Origin of the sequence: Paenibacillus plantiphilus (assembly GCF_927798095.1) — a bacterium.
GTDB classification, from domain to species: Bacteria; Bacillota; Bacilli; order Paenibacillales; family Paenibacillaceae; genus Paenibacillus_Z; species Paenibacillus_Z plantiphilus.
In genome coordinates this window covers 1-16,104 of record NZ_CAKMMF010000030.1, presented here as the reverse complement: position 1 = coordinate 16,104, position 16,104 = coordinate 1, and the positions used below count along the sequence as shown (strand labels likewise).

Genomic DNA, 16,104 nt, shown 5'->3' with positions numbered 1-16,104 from the left:
TCTTTCTTCCTGTTCTAGTTTCGTGTTCGGGTAAACCAGTTAAGAATTAGAAGCGTCATAATCATACCAAGCAGGGAAAGCGCAACCCAATATTGCGGTATCGTTGGCACAACATTAAGCACCAGCGGGTCGCTAATGCTCGCTACTGGCACATCGGCATAGAAATCGGCGCTTATTAGCGCGTTGTCGCCGGTAGCATTAGCTGTTTCCAGAAGACCCGTGAGCTTCACAACCTGTGACGAGGAGCCGTCATTGCTGCTCGTTAATATATAGAATAGACCACATACAAACATCGCCAAACAGCAGGCGATTGTTGCGGTAATATTGCGGCGGAACGTTCTGGTGAATTGATAGCTCCGGCTTGCAACCGGCATATACCAGGCTTGCTCAGCGTAGATGCGGTCCATCACATCGCGGTTCATATCATCAACAGGCGTAAACTCGTCCCCGTCCATCGAAAAACTGCGAATGAGTAGCTCGCTCTCTTCCCATATGCGGAATTCCTCCCTGCATGACTCGCAGGTTTCAAGATGTTGGTCAATTCCTAATCGTTCCGCATCGCTCTCGGACAAATCCCAATAGGCGCCGAGCGATTGTTGAACCTCGAGGCATTTCATCGCGTTTTCATCTCCTCGTATTCTTCCGGCACTGGCGAATCACCAAAATACGGTTCCAGTTGCAGCTTTACGCTGCTGCGCGCACGAAACAAGAGCGACTTGACGGAGCTGACCGTCTGACCCAGAATTCCTGCAATTTCCTGGTAGTCTAGCTGATCATATTCCCGCAAAATAAGCGCTGAACGTTGTTTCTCAGGCAAGCTGTTAATCGCCTCTCTAACCATCGTCATCCGTTCATTCCGCAGCAAAGCCTGCTCGGGTGTGGAATCGGAAGGCGCAACCGGTATGACACCGGCGTCTTCAAGCGAAACATTGCCTGTCTTTTGCTTGCGCAGCTCGCTAAGCACCGTATTGCGAGCGATTGTATACAGCCATGTGGAGAAGGAAGCATCTACTTCCCGGAACGAGTGCAAACTGCGATACGTCTTGTAAAACGTTTCCGAGCATAAATCCTCTGCCAAGAGCTCCAGCTTCGCGCTCTTCAGCATATGGTAGATAAAAGCTAGGATTTTACGTTGGTAGCGCCGCATCAGTTCCGAATAAAGCTGTACGTTACCGTCTTTTATTTCACGTATTAACTGAGAATCGGTCATCGCGGGCGACCCTCCTGGCCTTCGGAGTGTACCCGGTTCGTATACTATTGTACCGAGCCGGGAGAAAAAAGTTGCGCGATCGATTTTAAAAAAAACGAAAGCATCTATTTGATCAATAAGTAAATTCGAGAAACACAACCATAATCCTGCTTTTTTCGACACCGCTCCTCCAGCTCATCAACATTTAGCTACCCGTATTGTATCACAGCCGCTTATAAATAGGGGGGACTTTATTTCCTGTTTTTACAGTCCTTGGCGGAATAGTCATGGTAAAAGCGTATGGAGTAAATGCCCAGTCTAAATTAGACGACAGAGGGCCGCCTTTAGTTGCAATTCCATGCGCAAAAAAAAAACCGCCTTCAAAAGGCGGTCCGCATAAAATGCGAAGATTTGGATAGGAGTGGAGAGAAACCATACTGTACTTTTATTATATGTATACGTTTTCATTTTGTCAATAAGCGTTTACATTATTCCAACTGATTATTTAAAAATATGGCCGTTCGCCTCAATAATGCACAGAAAATCCGTTTTCGCCCAGCTTATCCACTGCTTGATCAAGGTCATCCTGCGTCCGGAATGAAAGCCTCAGCACACCAGGAACATCCTCTCTGCTCTCGATTACATGAATGTTGCTAAGATTGATCCGGCTGTTGCCAAGCTCTGTCGCTATGCGGCCAATAATACCGGGATGATCCGGGACATCCACATAACATTCATAGATCGAATGGATCATTCCTTTGCGCCGCTCAGGAAGCTGGCTGCGGAATTGACCGGATTCCATAAAGGCCTGCTCAATGCCCTCACCGTCTTCCTTCTCCAGCATTTCAATAAAGTGAGCGGTCTCTTCCTGCCAATCCTTCAACAGCCCCAGCAGTACTCCTCTGTTGTTGACAAGAATGTCGCGCCACACAACGGGATCGCTGGAGGCGATTCTCGTAATATCGCGGAAGCCTCCTGCCGCCAAAGTGCCATACAGCTCATTGGATGCATGGTATCGGCGAATCTGATTGACGAGCGCAACCGCAATAATATGCGGCAAATGGCTGATCGCGCCAACGATCTCGTCATGCTCTTCCGGATGGACATGCACAATATGCGCCTTGGTCAGCTTAAGCAGCTCTGTCAGTCTGCCGAGCTCCGCATCCGATGTTCCCACCTCCGGTGTCAGCACATAGAAGGCGTTCTCGAACAGATGGGAGGACGCTGCTTCAACACCAGAGCGCTCCGAGCCTGCCATAGGATGTCCGCCTATAAACGTTATGCCCTTCAAGCCCAAGCCTCTCGCGCAAGCCGCTACTGAAGCTTTCGTGCTGCCGACATCGGTTATGATGCATCCCGGCTTCAATTCCAGCTCGCTCAGCTCGCGAACGTATTGCGTCAGGTTCCCTACAGGAACGCATAGAAATATAAAATCCGCGTCTTCAGCCGCTTCACGCAAGGACGTTGTCGCATAGTCGACAACGCCTCTGTCCACATATTTGGCAACGGATGATTCACGTATGGAATGGCCGACAACGGTAATCCCCGGCTTGCCCTTGAAGCAGAGCGCGAGAGAACCGCCGATCAGGCCAACTCCGAATATCGCAATTTTTGTCATAATGTCAACCAAGCACCGCCGCTTCTTCCAGCACTTCTTCCAGCGCCTGAATAAACTTCTCGTTCTGCTCCATGCTGCCTACCGTAATTCTTAGATGCGTCGGATAATAGGTCCACCGCGCTCTTGCGATAATACCCTTCCGCAGCAACGCATCAAACACCTGCTTGGAAGGCAGCCCTGTATCCACCAAAACAAAATTGCCATGCGGCTCAAAGTAGGGCAGACTCAAACGGTCGAACGCTTCGCACAGATAGCTTCTGCCTTCGGAATTGCGGTCTTTGCAGCTCTGCATGAAGATCTGATCCCCGATTGCAGCTGCCGCTGCAGCTTGCCCGAATCTGGTCGTATTAAACGGCTCTCGCACCTGATTCACATAATGAATAAGATCAGCGTGACCAACACCATATCCGACACGCAGCGCAGCCAGTCCATATATCTTCGAGAATGTACGCAGCACAATCACATTGTTGAATTGCTGAATGAGCGCTACGCTGTCGGGATAAGCCGCATCAGTAACAAACTCGTAGTACGCTTCATCCAACGCGACAATAACGCTGCTCGGCACCTTGCGCAGAAACGCGATCAGCTCGTCCTGACGGACAATGGTTCCTGTTGGATTGTTAGGATTGCAGATCCAGATGATCTTCGTCCGCTCTGTTACTTTGGCGAGCATCGCATCCAGATCATGTGTCCCGTCCTTAAGCGGCACTTCAATAATTACAGCACCTTCAATTTCGGAATTATGCTTGTATTGCGGGAATGTCTCGTCCGCCATAATCGTTTCATCGCCAGGCGAAATATACGCGCGGGCCAGCATCAGAATAACCTCATCCGATCCAGCGCCAAAAATTAACTGGTTGCGCTCCACGCCTAAATGACCGGCAACAGCAGAGGTCAGAGCCGCACTGAAGCTGTCGGGATAAATGCTTGAACTTGCGATCTCATTCTGTATAGCCACTTTGGCCTGTTCTGAACATCCGAACGGATTCTCATTGGAAGCGAGTTTGATGACATCCTTCAGCCCAAGCTCGCGCTTCACTTCCTCAACCGGTTTACCAGGCTGATAAACAGGCAGATGGATAATGCTTTGTTTCGGTTTCACCTGCATTCACCTCATGACAATGACTTTTCTTGCACCTTATGTGCTGCTCTTAATTGTCTCATAACTGAAAGACGTTGAAAAGTTGTTTTTCCATAACAGCAGTCCGCAGCTACTGTACAAACGGGAAAGCTCTTCATTACCGGCCTGTGCCGAATGAAGAGCTTTCCCGTTCGTTATACGTATGTGGTTAGCCTTTCAATTGGCTGACGAATGCTCTGATCCCCTCTAAGCCCTCCTGCTTCGTAGCAGGCGATTGCAGAAGCGGAACCATTTCCTCGATCTTGCGCACGATCGCGCTGCCGACAATGACGCCGTCCACCTGACCTTCGAACCGCTGCACCTGCTCCCGGCTCGATATGCCGAAGCCAACAGCAATCGGAGTCGTCGTTGCCTCGCGTACGGCCGACAGGAAAGCTTCAATCCCTTTATGGAAATCCGCACGCTCGCCCGTAACGCCCAGTGAGGACACGCAATAAACAAAGCCGCGCGCTTTGCTCGCAATATGAGCAACGCGTTCATGCGAGGTCGGCGCCACAAGCGGAATCAGATGAATGTTGTTCTCCTCCGCCTTGGCACGCACTTCAGCATCCTCCTCGATCGGAAGATCTGGAATGATTAGACCGCTAATCCCCTTCTCTACTACTAAGGAGAAGAAACGGTCCAGCCCGAATTGCAGCACCGGATTATAATAAGTAAACAGAATGAATGGCAGCTTGACGCCTGCATTGCGGGCATTCTCTGCGGTTTGAATGCAATCAACAAGCGTAACCTTATGCTTCAAGGCCCGCTCTGATGCGCGTTGAATGACAGGGCCGTCCGCAAGCGGATCGGAGTAAGGCACACCCAATTCAATCATATGAGCGCCAGCCTGCTCAAGCGCCTGTATGATCTCGACGGAGGTATCAAGATCAGGATCGCCAATCGTAATGAATGGAATAAGAGCTGTGGAGCCCCCTTCGCGAAGCTCCTGGAATACCGCATCAATGCGATTCATGATCCGAACCTCCCAAATAACCCATGATCGACTGCACATCTTTGTCCCCGCGCCCTGACAGACTGACAACGATAATTTGCTCGGTATCCAGCGTTGGCGCCAGCTTCATCACCTGTGCAATGGCATGGGATGATTCTAATGCAGGAATAATGCCTTCCGTACGGGACAACAGCTGCAGCGCTTCCAGCGCCTCGGCATCTGTAATCGGTACATATTCCGCACGTCCTGTATCCTTCAAATAAGCATGCTCAGGACCGATTCCCGGATAATCGAGACCCGCTGATATCGAGTGAGCCGGAAGCACTTGACCATACTCGTCCTGCAGCACATAGCTCAGGGAGCCCTGGAATACTCCGTGGCGGCCCTTGGTCATCGTTGCCGCATGCTCCTCCGTATCAATACCGCTGCCTGCTGCTTCCACACCGACAAGCTTAACACTTTCATCATTGACAAAAGGATAGAAAATGCCGATTGCATTGCTGCCGCCGCCTACAGCAGCGACTACATAATCCGGCAACCGTCCCGCTTCGCTCTGAATCTGCTCGCGCGCCTCGTCTCCGATAATGCGCTGAAAATCACGAACAATCATCGGATAAGGATGCGGCCCTGTAACAGAGCCGAGAATGTAATACGTATCTTCCACATGGCTGACCCAATACCGCAGCGTTTCGTTGCATGCATCCTTAAGCGTGCGTGTGCCTGACATTACAGGTACGACCTCTGCGCCGAGAAGCTTCATTCGGAATACGTTCAGCTCCTGCCGCTTCGTATCCTCCTCGCCCATGAACACCTTGCATTCCATGCCAAGCAGAGCTGCTACCGTTGCAGAAGCAACGCCATGCTGGCCAGCGCCTGTTTCAGCAATGATTTTGGTTTTGCCCATTCGTTTGGCCAGCAGTCCCTGGCCGATCGTATTGTTGATTTTGTGCGCGCCCGTATGATTCAGGTCTTCACGCTTGAGATAGATCTTGGCTCCGCCAAGATGCTTCGACAGACGCTCCGCATAATAAAGCGATGTCGGACGACCGGAATATTGCTTCAATAAATAGTGGACCTCGGCAATAAATTCAGGGTCCTTCGAATAATGCTTGTAAGCCTCTTCTAATTCCAGCAGCGCGTTCATCAATGTTTCCGGTACATATCGGCCTCCGAATTTACCGAAGCGACCGTTAATATCTGGAACCTGATTCATTTGCGTTTCACCCTTTCTACAAAATGTCGAATCTTGTTCGTATCCTTCCAGCCGTCCGTCTCTACACCGCTGGATACGTCCACACCGCTCGGGGCATAGGCTTCCAGCAATTCGGAGACATTGTCTGGATGCAAGCCTCCTGCTACATATAAAGGCACGCCGATATCCTTTGCCGCTTCCACATAGCTGTCAATAACGGACCAATCAAAGGTTCGTCCCGTGCCGCCGCCCGCCGTATCAATAAGAACAGCATCGACAGTACCGCCATAACGGGCCAGCCGAGCCGAGCCGGCAATAACAAGCGGCTCGCCTCCATCAGAGGCAGGCACATGATCTTCGCCAGTAGCAGAGAATACCTTCCATACTTCAATACCCAATTGGGACTTGATTGCCGCACAGATTGCAGGCGTCTCCTCGCCATGCAATTGAATGACATCGAGCGGTGCGATGGCGAGCAGCTCTCGCAGCTGCTCCAGCTCCCCGTTCACGAATACGCCTACCATACGCGGCGCATGACCGGCTGGCGAGCGCAGCTTGCCCGCTTCCGCGATCAATTCCGCAGCAAGCTCAGGGGATACCTGGCGCTTGCTCCCCGCGAACATGAAGCCCAGCTCATCGACGGGCAGCCCATTCATCGCGCGAATCGTCTCGACGTCACGCAGACCGCATATTTTCACACGGGTCGAATGCGTTTCCGCTGCGCTCATTAGCCCTTCACCGGTCCCATCAATTGGTCGACAGCAGCCCCTATATCCTGTTGGCGCATGAAATGCTCTCCGATAAGCACGCCTTTCGCACCGACCGACTGCAGATAAGCAATGTCCTCAGGCTTCGCAATTGCGCTCTCGCTAATAACTGTAATACCAGCCGGAATGAGGTCAATCAGCTTCTCCGTCGTCGTCAGATCCGTTTCGAACGTTTGCAGATTTCGATTGTTGATGCCGATCAGCGTTGATTTGCCATGGCCGAGAACCGTCTCCAGCTCCTCGCGGTCATGCACCTCGACAAGCACATCCAGACCGAGCGACTTCGCCAGATCATACAGCTCTGAGAGCTGGGACGGACGAAGAATGGCGGCAATGAGCAGTACCGCATCTGCACCGATGACACGCGCTTCATACACTTGACGATAGTCGATGATAAAATCCTTGCGCAGCAGCGGCAGGTCCACCGCTTCATGAATCGCGGTCAGATATTCATTCTTGCCTTGAAAATAATCAACATCAGTAAGAACGGAAATGCAGTCCGCTCCCGCTGCCTTATAGGTTTGCGCCAGCTCTACAGGATGGAAATCAGGGCGAATCAGCCCTTTGGAAGGGGATGCCTTCTTCACCTCTGCTATTAATCCGAGCGAGCGATTCGGGTTGTTCGTCAGCGCACGCTCGAAGCCTCTGCACGGGGCCAAGCCTGCAATGATTCGTTCATATTCCTGAATCGAGAAATTCTCGGATAGGTCATCGACTTCTTTGCGTTTGGAAGCTACGATCTTATCAAGAAACATGGGCTACCTCTCCTGTCGTCGCAATCAATTGCTGCAGCTTGGCTGCAGCTTTGCCTGAATCAATCATAGATGCGGCAAGCTCTACGCCATCACGAAGTGATTCTGCCGCACCTCCAACATATATGCATGCGCCTGCGTTAGCAAGCACGATATCCCGATAGGCTCCCCGTTCATTGCCAGCGAATATACCATGGATAATAGATGCATTCACAGCTGCATCGCCGCCAGTCACCTCATCGATCGGCCGAACAGCTAATCCAAGCTCATCCGGAGCAATGTCGAACGTACGGACAACGCCATCGCGCAGCTCGGAGATCTGGGTTGGCGCCGAGATGCTGATCTCGTCCAAGCCATCATGGCTGCTCACAACCATCGCCCGCTTGAGTCCAAGGTCGCTAAGCACCTGTGCGACGACCTCTGTTCGGGAACGGTCATATAGTCCGAGCAGCTGACGATCCGCACCTGCAGGATTCGTCAGCGGTCCCAGCATATTGAAGATTGTCCGAACGCCAAGCTCGCGGCGGGGTCCGGCAGCATGCTTCAACGATGGATGATACAGCTGGGCGAACATAAAGCAGATGCCGATGGATTCCAGACAGCGTGCGGCTTGGTCAGCGGTCAGCGAAATATTGACGCCGAGCGCTTCCAGCACATCGGCGCTGCCAGCCTTGCCCGACATGGCGCGGTTGCCATGCTTCGCTACCCGCACACCTGCCGCGGCTGCAATCATCGATGAAGCCGTCGAGATGTTGAACTTATGAATGCCGGAGCCGCCTGTCCCACAAGTATCGAGCAAACCTTGCTGCTCGGTATGCACATGTGCGGAATGTGCCCGCATCGTTTCGGCGAAGCCCGTAATTTCGTCCTTTGTCTCGCCTTTCATCCGAAGCGCGGTAGCAACTGCGCCAATCTGAGCGCCCGTAGCCTCGCCGCTCATAATAATTTCCATCACATCACGCGCTTCCCCGCGAGTCAGGTCTTGACCGCTAATAATGGTCGCAAGCGCGCGCTGCATCGTCATCGTTTCAATGGTCATCACGGCTCATCCCTTCGCCCCTGCATAGTAATCGGAATTAATCATCGTGCTTCTGCGCTCCGGCGCTGCGAATATAGCCTCTGCGGCACGAATCGCTTTAAGACTCGCCATTGCTTTATTGACCGTTTCCGTATATTCACTCTCCGGCACTGAATCCCAGACGATTCCGGCGCCCGCCTGCACATAGGCTCTTCCGTTCTTGAACACAATCGTTCGAATCGTAATACATGTATTAAGGCTGCCGGCGAAGCCGAGATAACCGATCGCACCTGCATAAGGGCCTCTCGCTTCATTCTCAAGCTCTGCGATAATTTCCATCGCGCGAAGCTTGGGAGCGCCTGATACCGTGCCTGCTGGCATGCAGGAGACGAAGGCATCAAAGAAATCCTTATCCTTGTGAAGCTTGCCGGAAACGTTGGAGACGATATGCATCACATGCGAATAACGTTCGATATCCATGTAAGAATCACAACGAACCGTTCCGAATTCAGACACCCGGCCAATATCGTTCCGGCCGAGATCGACAAGCATCAGATGCTCTGCGCATTCCTTCTCATCGGCCAGCAGCTCCTTCTCAAGCGCCAAATCCTCTTCCTCCGTCGCTCCGCGAGGACGTGTCCCCGCGATAGGACGGGTCTCGACAACATCACCATCCACCTTGACGAGCGCTTCCGGCGATGTGCCGACAATAATCTCATCGTCCATCTTCAAGTAATACATATAAGGCGATGGATTCATCGTTCGCAGCACTCGATAGACATGAAGCGGATCAACAGTCGTCTCAATACTGAAGCGCTGGGAGAGCACCACTTGAAAAATATCCCCGGCGCGAATATATTCCTTCGCCTTGTCCACATTGGCGATAAATTGCTCTTTCGTCACATTCGACTGAACCTCGCCAAGCTCAGGGTTAGTCGGTATCGCGCCTCCAGCCATAATCGCAGTCGGCAGCGGCTGCTGAATACGTTCGATCGTCGCCTCGATCTTGGACAATGCGCGGTCATAAGCGGCTGCAATATCATTTTCCACAGCGCCTTCCCCAATATGCACGTTGCCGATGATTTGAATCTGCTGCTTGAAATGGTCAAAAACAATAATCTGATCGCAGAACATAAACTGCATATCATTCATGTTCAAGTCATCGATGCGATGCGCTGGCAGCTTCTCATAATATTGCAGCAGATCGTAGCCGAAGAAACCGATGGCCCCGCCTGTGAATGGCGGCAGCTCAGGAATAGAGGGACTGCGGAACGAACGCAAATGCTCCTTCAGCAGCTCTAGCGGCTTCTCTCTCAGCGTCTTGACTTCACCCTGCTGCTCGATGTGCATCTCACCGTTCTTGCCTTGAATGAGCATGAAGGGATCTGTCCCGATGAACGAATAACGCGCCCATTTGACCCCGCCCTCAACACTTTCAAGTAGAAATGCGCGGCGCTCCCGGTAAAAATGCTGAAACAGCCGAATCGGCGTCTCCGTATCCGCCATCACATGACGGACGATCGGAATGAGATTGTACGTACCCGCAAGCTTGATGACTTGCTGCAGCTCTTGATTCATGCTCGCTCTCTCCTCTATTTTGGGAATAAAAAAACTCCTGCCGCAGCAGGAGTGTCCGTGTGCATATCAGAAGATGGTACATGAGTGCTGGAACACAAATTCAAAGCATGATGGAATACATTGCGCATGACTGCATGCAGCAGCGCGATTCCCATTCATGACCTATGAACTCGGTTTATTCTTCACTACAACTCAGCTCTACTCATCTCATCTCAAGTTACACGAACGCTAACTTGCTGGGCTCAACTCTGCTCTGCTCTTACATGTTAATTACACATACTATACCTCAGGTCTATCTATCCGTCAACCTGACTTGAAGCCCCTGCTTATACTTATGCTTTAGTCAGATCTGGCCGCAGCGCCTGTGCGCCGCCCAAATAAATATGCTCGATCTCATCTTGGGACTTGTCCGTATTAACGAGAACCATCAGGCGGATACATTTTTCCAGGCTGCCCTTAACCGGCACTTCAAGCGCGCACATGAGCGGGACTAGCTCCCAGCCTTCCATCTGACGAATAGCTCGTGCCGGGAAGGTTGTGTCCAAATCGCCGGTAACCGTTACGAAAACACTGCAAATATCGTGAGGCGCAATGCTGTTCGCATTGATGATATCCGTCAGCATTTCGACAGTTGCCTGGAGGATCGGCCCCTCTTCATTAACATCTACTGTAATTGCGCCGCGAATTCCCCGAACACTCATGTTAAACGGCCTCCTGTTTCAATTGCTCCACAATCTCTCTTACGAGCTCCGTAGAGACGGATTTGTTAATTTCCACTTGCCCAATAGCTGTTGGAACGACGAAGACCATCGTTCCTTCCGAGAACTTCTTGTCGTGCAGCATCGCTTCCATGATCGCATCCGTGTCCAAATGCTGTGGCAATTGAACCGGCAGCCCTAGACGGGAGAGTACTCTTTTGGTCACGTCATAGACTTCCTGAGGCGCACCGAGCTTCACGCCGAGTCTGGCGGAACCGACCATGCCGATGGAGATTGCCTCACCGTGCAGCAGCTCATTATATCCGGCGACAGCTTCAAGCGCATGTCCGATCGTGTGACCCAGATTGAGGATCATCCGCAGGTCGTTCTCGCGCTCATCCTTCGAAACCACCTGCGCCTTAATGCCGCAGCCTATCGATAACGCATAGCCAAGCGCCTCTGGATCAAGCGCGAGCAAACGTTCCGCATTATCGTCCACCCAAGCTGTAAACGCCGCATCCCAGATCAAGCCATGCTTGATCACTTCGGACAATCCAGCTTTGACATCTCGCTGGGGCAGCGTTTGCAGCGTTGCAAGATCATAGAGCACAAGCTCAGGCTGATGGAACGCGCCGATAATATTTTTGGCTAGAGGATGGTTGACAGCAACCTTGCCTCCTACGCTGCTGTCATGAGCAAGAATCGTCGTCGGGATCTGAATGAACTTGATTCCTCTCATATAGGCGGCAGCAACATATCCGGCAAGATCACCGACAACACCGCCGCCAAGAGCGACGATTGCCGATTTGCGGTCAAGACCGCATTCCAGCCCTTTCGTTACGAGATCCTCAAAGACAGACAACGACTTCGATTTCTCTCCTGGCGGGACTACAGCGCTGTGCACCTGGAAGCCGGCAGTCGTGAGCGCCGACTCCAGCTTTGCCAAATGCCGCTTCGCGACATTCTCGTCCGTAACAATCAAAAGCGGCGACTTCTTGCTGATCTCATGCTTGGTGAAATACGTTCCGGCCTCTTCAATAAGTCCTTCCCCGATATAGATCGGGTAAGAGCGCTCGCCTAATTCAACCGTCACCTCACGCACTAGTACCGCCCCATTTGCGTCAAATAGTTATCGTAGTTGGCACGGATTTCCTCCATGGAATCGCCGCCGAATTTCTCCAGAAACGCCTTCGCTACTTCCCAAGCTACGACATGCTCCATAACAACACTTGCCGCAGGTACGGCACAGCTGTCCGAACGCTCAACCTGAGCGGTGAATGGCTCCTTCGTATCGATATCTACGCTTTGCAATGGCTTGTACAGCGTCGGAATCGGCTTCATAACGCCTCTTACGACGATTTGCTCGCCATTGGTCATACCGCCTTCAAAGCCGCCGAGACGATTGCTGGCGCGGTAAAACCCGCGATCCTCCGTGTACATAATCTCATCATGGACCTGCGAGCCGCGCAGTATGCCAGCTTCAAAGCCGATCCCGATCTCGCAGCCCTTGAATGCATTGATAGAGACGACAGCTTGCGCAATGCGGCCGTCAAGCTTGCGGTCATACTGGACATGGCTGCCCAGACCGACCGGAACGCCTTCAACGATACATTCCACAACGCCTCCGATGGAGTCGCCTTCAGCCTTAATCTGATCGATATAAGCAGTCATCTTCTCTTCCGTCGCCTTGTCAACGACACGAACGGACGATTCCTCCGTCAAGCGGATCAGCTCATCAACGGGCAGAGCATTCGCAGGCGCTTCAATATCGCCGATTCGGATAACCTGACCTGCAACCTTGATGCCGAAGTTCGCCAGAAATTGACGCGCTACAGCTCCAACAGCTACACGAGCAGCAGTCTCACGCGCGCTGGAGCGCTCCAGCACATTGCGCAGATCCTTCAAATTATACTTCAAGCCGCCGTTCAGATCCGCATGGCCTGGACGCGGGCGGTGTACTCTGCGCTTATCCTCATCGCTGCCTTCAATCGGCTCGATATTCATAACGCTTGTCCAATGCTTCCAATCGTTATTGGCCACGATGAGCGCAACTGGAGCGCCCGTCGTCTTGCCGTGGCGCACGCCGCCGACAATATTCGCCGTATCCTTCTCAATTTGCATCCGTCTCCCGCGCCCGTGGCCCTTCTGGCGACGGTGCAGCTGGAAATTCAGCTCCTCAAAATCCAATTGCAAATTGCTTGGCAATCCTTCTATAATGGCCGTTAGCTGCGGGCCATGCGTCTCCCCTGCTGTCAAATAACGTAAACTCACGTAATTGCGCCTCCCATGCGTAAACAGATGCCGTTCCTATATGAACGGCCTCTGTCTCGTAATTTAATATTATAAGCCAAGCATCGGCTGCGGCAGTACTGCTGCTGTGTCTAATTGCGCCGCGTGCCGCTATCGGTTGTCCGAATATGTAACTCTGCCCAAATGTCTTTGCTCATTATAGTATAGCCTTGCCTGTTTGACAAGAAATTCAGCAGCCATCGCAACCCTTGAGCATGTAAAAAGAAGCTGCCCCGAGCACCGTAATGACAGCGTGCAGAGGACAGCTTCAGGTTGAACAAGGTTATCCGTTTACGGATTGGCTGCTCCGCAAAGTCTGTGGATCGGCAATCAGGTAAGGATCATTGATCAAGCCTGATATTTGGCCGATGTCAATGCCTAATATTTGCGCGCATTCGCGGACATTGATAAAACCTCTCCGGTATGCCGCAATTACTTTGCGTTTGTCCATTACGTACCTCCAAATCCCATTGTTACCCTATAGTATTGGAGAAGATGGAAAACGATATACATCTCAGTCCGCGCGGCGACGGTAGAAGAACGTTTCGATCGATTCGAAATTATATTGCGCAGGCGAAAAAATCTGTTCCGTACTGCCGACAAAGAGCAATCCGCCAGGACGCAGGGCGTTCGAAAATTTCTGATACAGCAGATGCTTCGCTTCTTCAGTGAAATAGATCATCACATTACGGCAAATGATAATATCAAAATCATGACCAAAAGGATCATGCAGCAGATTTTGCTGCTTGAAAGAGATCATTTTCTTGAGCTCGCCGGACACCTCGATCCCGTCATGACCCTTCTTCACCAGATACTTGCGGGCATAGGATTGCGGCACATCACGAACCGAGCGCTCCTGATATACCCCTTGCGCTGCTTTTTCCAGCACAATATTGTCCAGATCCGTCGCCAGAATGGACGTTCGATCCTGCCCCCCCAGCTCTGAGGCTAGCATTGCAAGCGTGTATGGCTCCTCGCCGGTAGAACAGGCTGCGCTCCACAGCTTGACGCGGCTTTGGGTCGCGAGCAGCTCAGGCAGAAATCGTTTCTCCATCGCTTCCCAGCGGCTGGGATTACGCCAAAATTCGGACACATTAATCGTCATGCGGTCCAGAAACTCATTCATGAGATTAAGGTCCCTGTCAATCGCATCCCAGTAGGCGGCGAAGGTCGTAAAGCCATGCTTGAGCCGCAGCGTCGTAAGCCGGCGTTTCATCTGGGCCTCTTTATATTGCGAGAGATCAATGGCAGTCTTCTCTTTAATTCGTTTTACAAAAACATTAAAATCTGCATCTTCCATCTGCGGTTCCTCCGATGATAATTCTTAGTTGGATTTAAATTAACTTAAATCCATCGTTGAATTGTTTGCACATATTGAACCAGCTCATGATCAGAGAAAAAGATGCCGATTTCCCGCTTCGCGCTCTCTGGCGAATCTGAGCCATGGATGAGATTGAAATTAGTATGTACAGCATAGTCTGAGCGGATCGTGCCTGGAGCTGCATCGATTGCGTCTGTTTTGCCGATGAGAGCACGGGCCAGCGCGATCGCATTATCCCCTTGCCAAACCATCGCGAACACCGGACCTGAAGTAATGAAGTCAACGAGCGGCGGATAGAACGGTTTGCCGACATGCTCCGCATAATGCTTCTCAGCAAGCTCAGGCGTAATTTGCAGCAGCTTTGCAGCAACAAGCTGCAGACCTTTACGTTCAAATCGCAACAAAATCTCCCCAATCAAGCCACGTTGAACCCCATCCGGCTTCACCATCAAAAATGTTCTTTCCATCGAAGTTGCCTCCTCAAAAGTTTTTGCGAGCCCTGCCGACCGGATGAAAGCTTGTCCATCCGGCCGAGCAAAAACTCACATCGCAAGCATGCTGTTCATTAATTGGGATTACCCTACAAGCTGCGTAGACACATTGGAACAGAAAACAAACCAAATAAGCTTCATTCATTCGGGCTTAGCTGAAACGAACCAAAAGGCGCCATTAAAGCAGCTTATCCTTTAAGACTAACCACTTAAATTGACTTGTTATACATGTGTATTCAGCGAGCCTATTTACAACAGCTAATCGGCAGACTCAATTTCAGCCGCCTAACCATGAAAACCGAAGGGGATTCTACGTACGTTGTCATCTGTAAGAAGGTTTTTCAAGCTTACAGCGCAACTCAATCCACTTTTCCGTGCTGTAAAGCGGTATTTCCGCCTTATAGCTACAGCAGAAGGCGATTCTACGATACATTGTCATCTGTAAGAAGGTTTTTCAAGCTTACAGCGCAACTCAATCCACTTTTTTGTGCTGTAAAGCGGTATTTCCGCCTTATAGCGAATGTCTCGAATGACTTACACAGCAGACTGAATAATACAGGTGATTCTTCCGCCATAGTAGCATTGAAATAGCTGGACTGACTACCTCTAAATTTCTGTATTGTTGCACCATTAGGCGCATTTCATCAGCAGGGAGCTTTTCCATATAATCGAGCCAAAGAGTCGCAATAACAATAGGCTGTTACCAGTTAGTTTTCAACTGGGATCTTCAATCAGGGCGTAACAAGGTGCTGCCGAGCGACTGTCGTAGAGCTGCAGTTACAGTTCAGCGCCGTGCTGCCCAGCGGCAGCGGTAGAGCTGTAAATACAGTTCAGCGCCGTGCTATCGAGCGTTGCGATGGCAAGCTGTTAAGCAATGCTTGCAATACTTGCAATGCTTGTTGCTATGCTTGGCTTACAATGCTTGCTTGGCTTGCAGTGCTCGCAATGCTTGTTGCTTGGCTTGCTTGGCTTGCTTGGCTTGCTATGCTTGCAGCAGCAAAAAGGTTTAACTATCCTTTAATGATAGTAAAAGACTGATGATCGGACAAGCACTAGACGTCCGATCGACCTTTCTATCTTACAAATTATTAGTGGGGGGGAGGAAGGGGAGAGTAG

The 16,104-nt window shown here is 51.3% G+C and carries 16 protein-coding genes; all 16 read right to left on the bottom strand.

The window, feature by feature from the left end; all coding sequences use genetic code 11:
* Nucleotides 1-14: 14 nt before the first annotated feature.
* The 16 genes from L6H65_RS21475 to ndk all read right to left on the bottom strand — a co-directional run bounded on the left by L6H65_RS21475 (nt 15) and on the right by ndk (nt 14,964).
* The gene (locus L6H65_RS21475) at nt 15-617 is read right to left on the bottom strand and encodes an anti-sigma factor family protein (RefSeq protein WP_236344816.1); all 603 of its coding nucleotides are present in this window, start codon (nt 615-617) and stop codon (nt 15-17) included.
* Nucleotides 614-1,210, bottom strand: a complete 597-nt coding sequence (locus L6H65_RS21470) for an RNA polymerase sigma factor (protein ID WP_236344815.1) — start codon at nt 1,208-1,210, stop codon at nt 614-616. Before L6H65_RS21470 ends, L6H65_RS21475 begins: the two co-directional genes overlap by 4 nt.
* 505 nt (nt 1,211-1,715) lie before the next feature.
* Nucleotides 1,716-2,807, bottom strand: a complete 1,092-nt coding sequence (locus L6H65_RS21465) for a prephenate dehydrogenase (RefSeq protein WP_236344886.1) — start codon at nt 2,805-2,807, stop codon at nt 1,716-1,718.
* A gap of 4 nt (nt 2,808-2,811) precedes the next feature.
* Nucleotides 2,812-3,909 carry a histidinol-phosphate transaminase gene (gene hisC / locus L6H65_RS21460; protein WP_236344814.1) on the bottom strand — a complete coding sequence of 366 codons (1,098 nt, stop codon included), beginning with the start codon at nt 3,907-3,909 and terminating at the stop codon, nt 2,812-2,814.
* A 187-nt stretch (nt 3,910-4,096) separates the two neighbouring features.
* Nucleotides 4,097-4,903, bottom strand: a complete 807-nt coding sequence (trpA, locus tag L6H65_RS21455) for a tryptophan synthase subunit alpha (protein WP_236344813.1) — start codon at nt 4,901-4,903, stop codon at nt 4,097-4,099.
* Nucleotides 4,890-6,095 carry a tryptophan synthase subunit beta gene (gene trpB / locus L6H65_RS21450; RefSeq protein WP_236344812.1) on the bottom strand — a complete coding sequence of 402 codons (1,206 nt, stop codon included), beginning with the start codon at nt 6,093-6,095 and terminating at the stop codon, nt 4,890-4,892. Before trpB ends, trpA begins: the two co-directional genes overlap by 14 nt.
* The gene (locus tag L6H65_RS21445) at nt 6,092-6,802 is read right to left on the bottom strand and encodes a phosphoribosylanthranilate isomerase (RefSeq protein ID WP_236344811.1); all 711 of its coding nucleotides are present in this window, start codon (nt 6,800-6,802) and stop codon (nt 6,092-6,094) included. Before L6H65_RS21445 ends, trpB begins: the two co-directional genes overlap by 4 nt.
* Entirely contained in the window at nt 6,802-7,596 is a 795-nt protein-coding gene (gene trpC, locus L6H65_RS21440; RefSeq protein ID WP_236344810.1) for an indole-3-glycerol phosphate synthase TrpC, read from the bottom strand. The genes L6H65_RS21445 and trpC overlap by 1 nt, the downstream gene beginning before the upstream one ends.
* Nucleotides 7,586-8,632, bottom strand: a complete 1,047-nt coding sequence (gene trpD / locus L6H65_RS21435; protein ID WP_236344809.1) for an anthranilate phosphoribosyltransferase — start codon at nt 8,630-8,632, stop codon at nt 7,586-7,588. Before trpD ends, trpC begins: the two co-directional genes overlap by 11 nt.
* 6 nt (nt 8,633-8,638) lie before the next feature.
* Nucleotides 8,639-10,189: an anthranilate synthase component I gene (gene trpE, locus L6H65_RS21430; RefSeq protein ID WP_236344808.1), complete on the bottom strand. Its 1,551-nt coding sequence runs from the start codon at nt 10,187-10,189 to the stop codon at nt 8,639-8,641.
* 332 nt (nt 10,190-10,521) lie between these two features.
* A complete protein-coding gene (aroH, locus tag L6H65_RS21425; protein ID WP_236344807.1) occupies nt 10,522-10,890 on the bottom strand; it encodes a chorismate mutase in 369 nt (122 codons plus the stop codon).
* A 1-nt stretch (nt 10,891) separates the two neighbouring features.
* The gene (gene aroB / locus L6H65_RS21420) at nt 10,892-11,989 is read right to left on the bottom strand and encodes a 3-dehydroquinate synthase (protein WP_236344806.1); all 1,098 of its coding nucleotides are present in this window, start codon (nt 11,987-11,989) and stop codon (nt 10,892-10,894) included.
* The gene (aroC, locus tag L6H65_RS21415; protein ID WP_236344805.1) at nt 11,989-13,158 is read right to left on the bottom strand and encodes a chorismate synthase; all 1,170 of its coding nucleotides are present in this window, start codon (nt 13,156-13,158) and stop codon (nt 11,989-11,991) included. The genes aroB and aroC overlap by 1 nt, the downstream gene beginning before the upstream one ends.
* 301 nt (nt 13,159-13,459) lie before the next feature.
* Nucleotides 13,460-13,627 (bottom strand): hypothetical protein, encoded by a 168-nt coding sequence (locus L6H65_RS21410; protein WP_236344804.1) that lies wholly within the window; start codon nt 13,625-13,627, stop codon nt 13,460-13,462.
* 63 nt (nt 13,628-13,690) lie between these two features.
* Nucleotides 13,691-14,476, bottom strand: coding sequence for a CheR family methyltransferase (locus L6H65_RS21405; protein ID WP_236344803.1), 786 nt, complete (start codon nt 14,474-14,476; stop codon nt 13,691-13,693).
* A 44-nt stretch (nt 14,477-14,520) separates the two neighbouring features.
* The gene (ndk, locus tag L6H65_RS21400) at nt 14,521-14,964 is read right to left on the bottom strand and encodes a nucleoside-diphosphate kinase (protein ID WP_236344802.1); all 444 of its coding nucleotides are present in this window, start codon (nt 14,962-14,964) and stop codon (nt 14,521-14,523) included.
* Nucleotides 14,965-16,104 lie beyond the last annotated feature (1,140 nt).

What these genes read in the sequence shown, in the direction of transcription:
- trpC (WP_236344810.1), bottom strand. Translation starts at nt 7,596, where the DNA reads ATGTTTCTTGATAAGATCGTAGCTTCCAAACGCAAAGAAGTCGATGAC.
- trpB (WP_236344812.1), bottom strand. Translation starts at nt 6,095, where the DNA reads ATGAATCAGGTTCCAGATATTAACGGTCGCTTCGGTAAATTCGGAGGC.
- aroH (WP_236344807.1), bottom strand. Translation starts at nt 10,890, where the DNA reads ATGAGTGTTCGGGGAATTCGCGGCGCAATTACAGTAGATGTTAATGAA.
- trpD (WP_236344809.1), bottom strand. Translation starts at nt 8,632, where the DNA reads ATGACCATTGAAACGATGACGATGCAGCGCGCGCTTGCGACCATTATT.
- trpE (WP_236344808.1), bottom strand. Translation starts at nt 10,189, where the DNA reads ATGAATCAAGAGCTGCAGCAAGTCATCAAGCTTGCGGGTACGTACAAT.
- L6H65_RS21475 (WP_236344816.1), bottom strand. Translation starts at nt 617, where the DNA reads ATGAAATGCCTCGAGGTTCAACAATCGCTCGGCGCCTATTGGGATTTG.
- L6H65_RS21405 (WP_236344803.1), bottom strand. Translation starts at nt 14,476, where the DNA reads ATGGAAGATGCAGATTTTAATGTTTTTGTAAAACGAATTAAAGAGAAG.
- L6H65_RS21410 (WP_236344804.1), bottom strand. Translation starts at nt 13,627, where the DNA reads ATGGACAAACGCAAAGTAATTGCGGCATACCGGAGAGGTTTTATCAAT.
- L6H65_RS21445 (WP_236344811.1), bottom strand. Translation starts at nt 6,802, where the DNA reads ATGAGCGCAGCGGAAACGCATTCGACCCGTGTGAAAATATGCGGTCTG.
- L6H65_RS21465 (WP_236344886.1), bottom strand. Translation starts at nt 2,807, where the DNA reads ATGACAAAAATTGCGATATTCGGAGTTGGCCTGATCGGCGGTTCTCTC.
- L6H65_RS21470 (WP_236344815.1), bottom strand. Translation starts at nt 1,210, where the DNA reads ATGACCGATTCTCAGTTAATACGTGAAATAAAAGACGGTAACGTACAG.
- trpA (WP_236344813.1), bottom strand. Translation starts at nt 4,903, where the DNA reads ATGAATCGCATTGATGCGGTATTCCAGGAGCTTCGCGAAGGGGGCTCC.
- ndk (WP_236344802.1), bottom strand. Translation starts at nt 14,964, where the DNA reads ATGGAAAGAACATTTTTGATGGTGAAGCCGGATGGGGTTCAACGTGGC.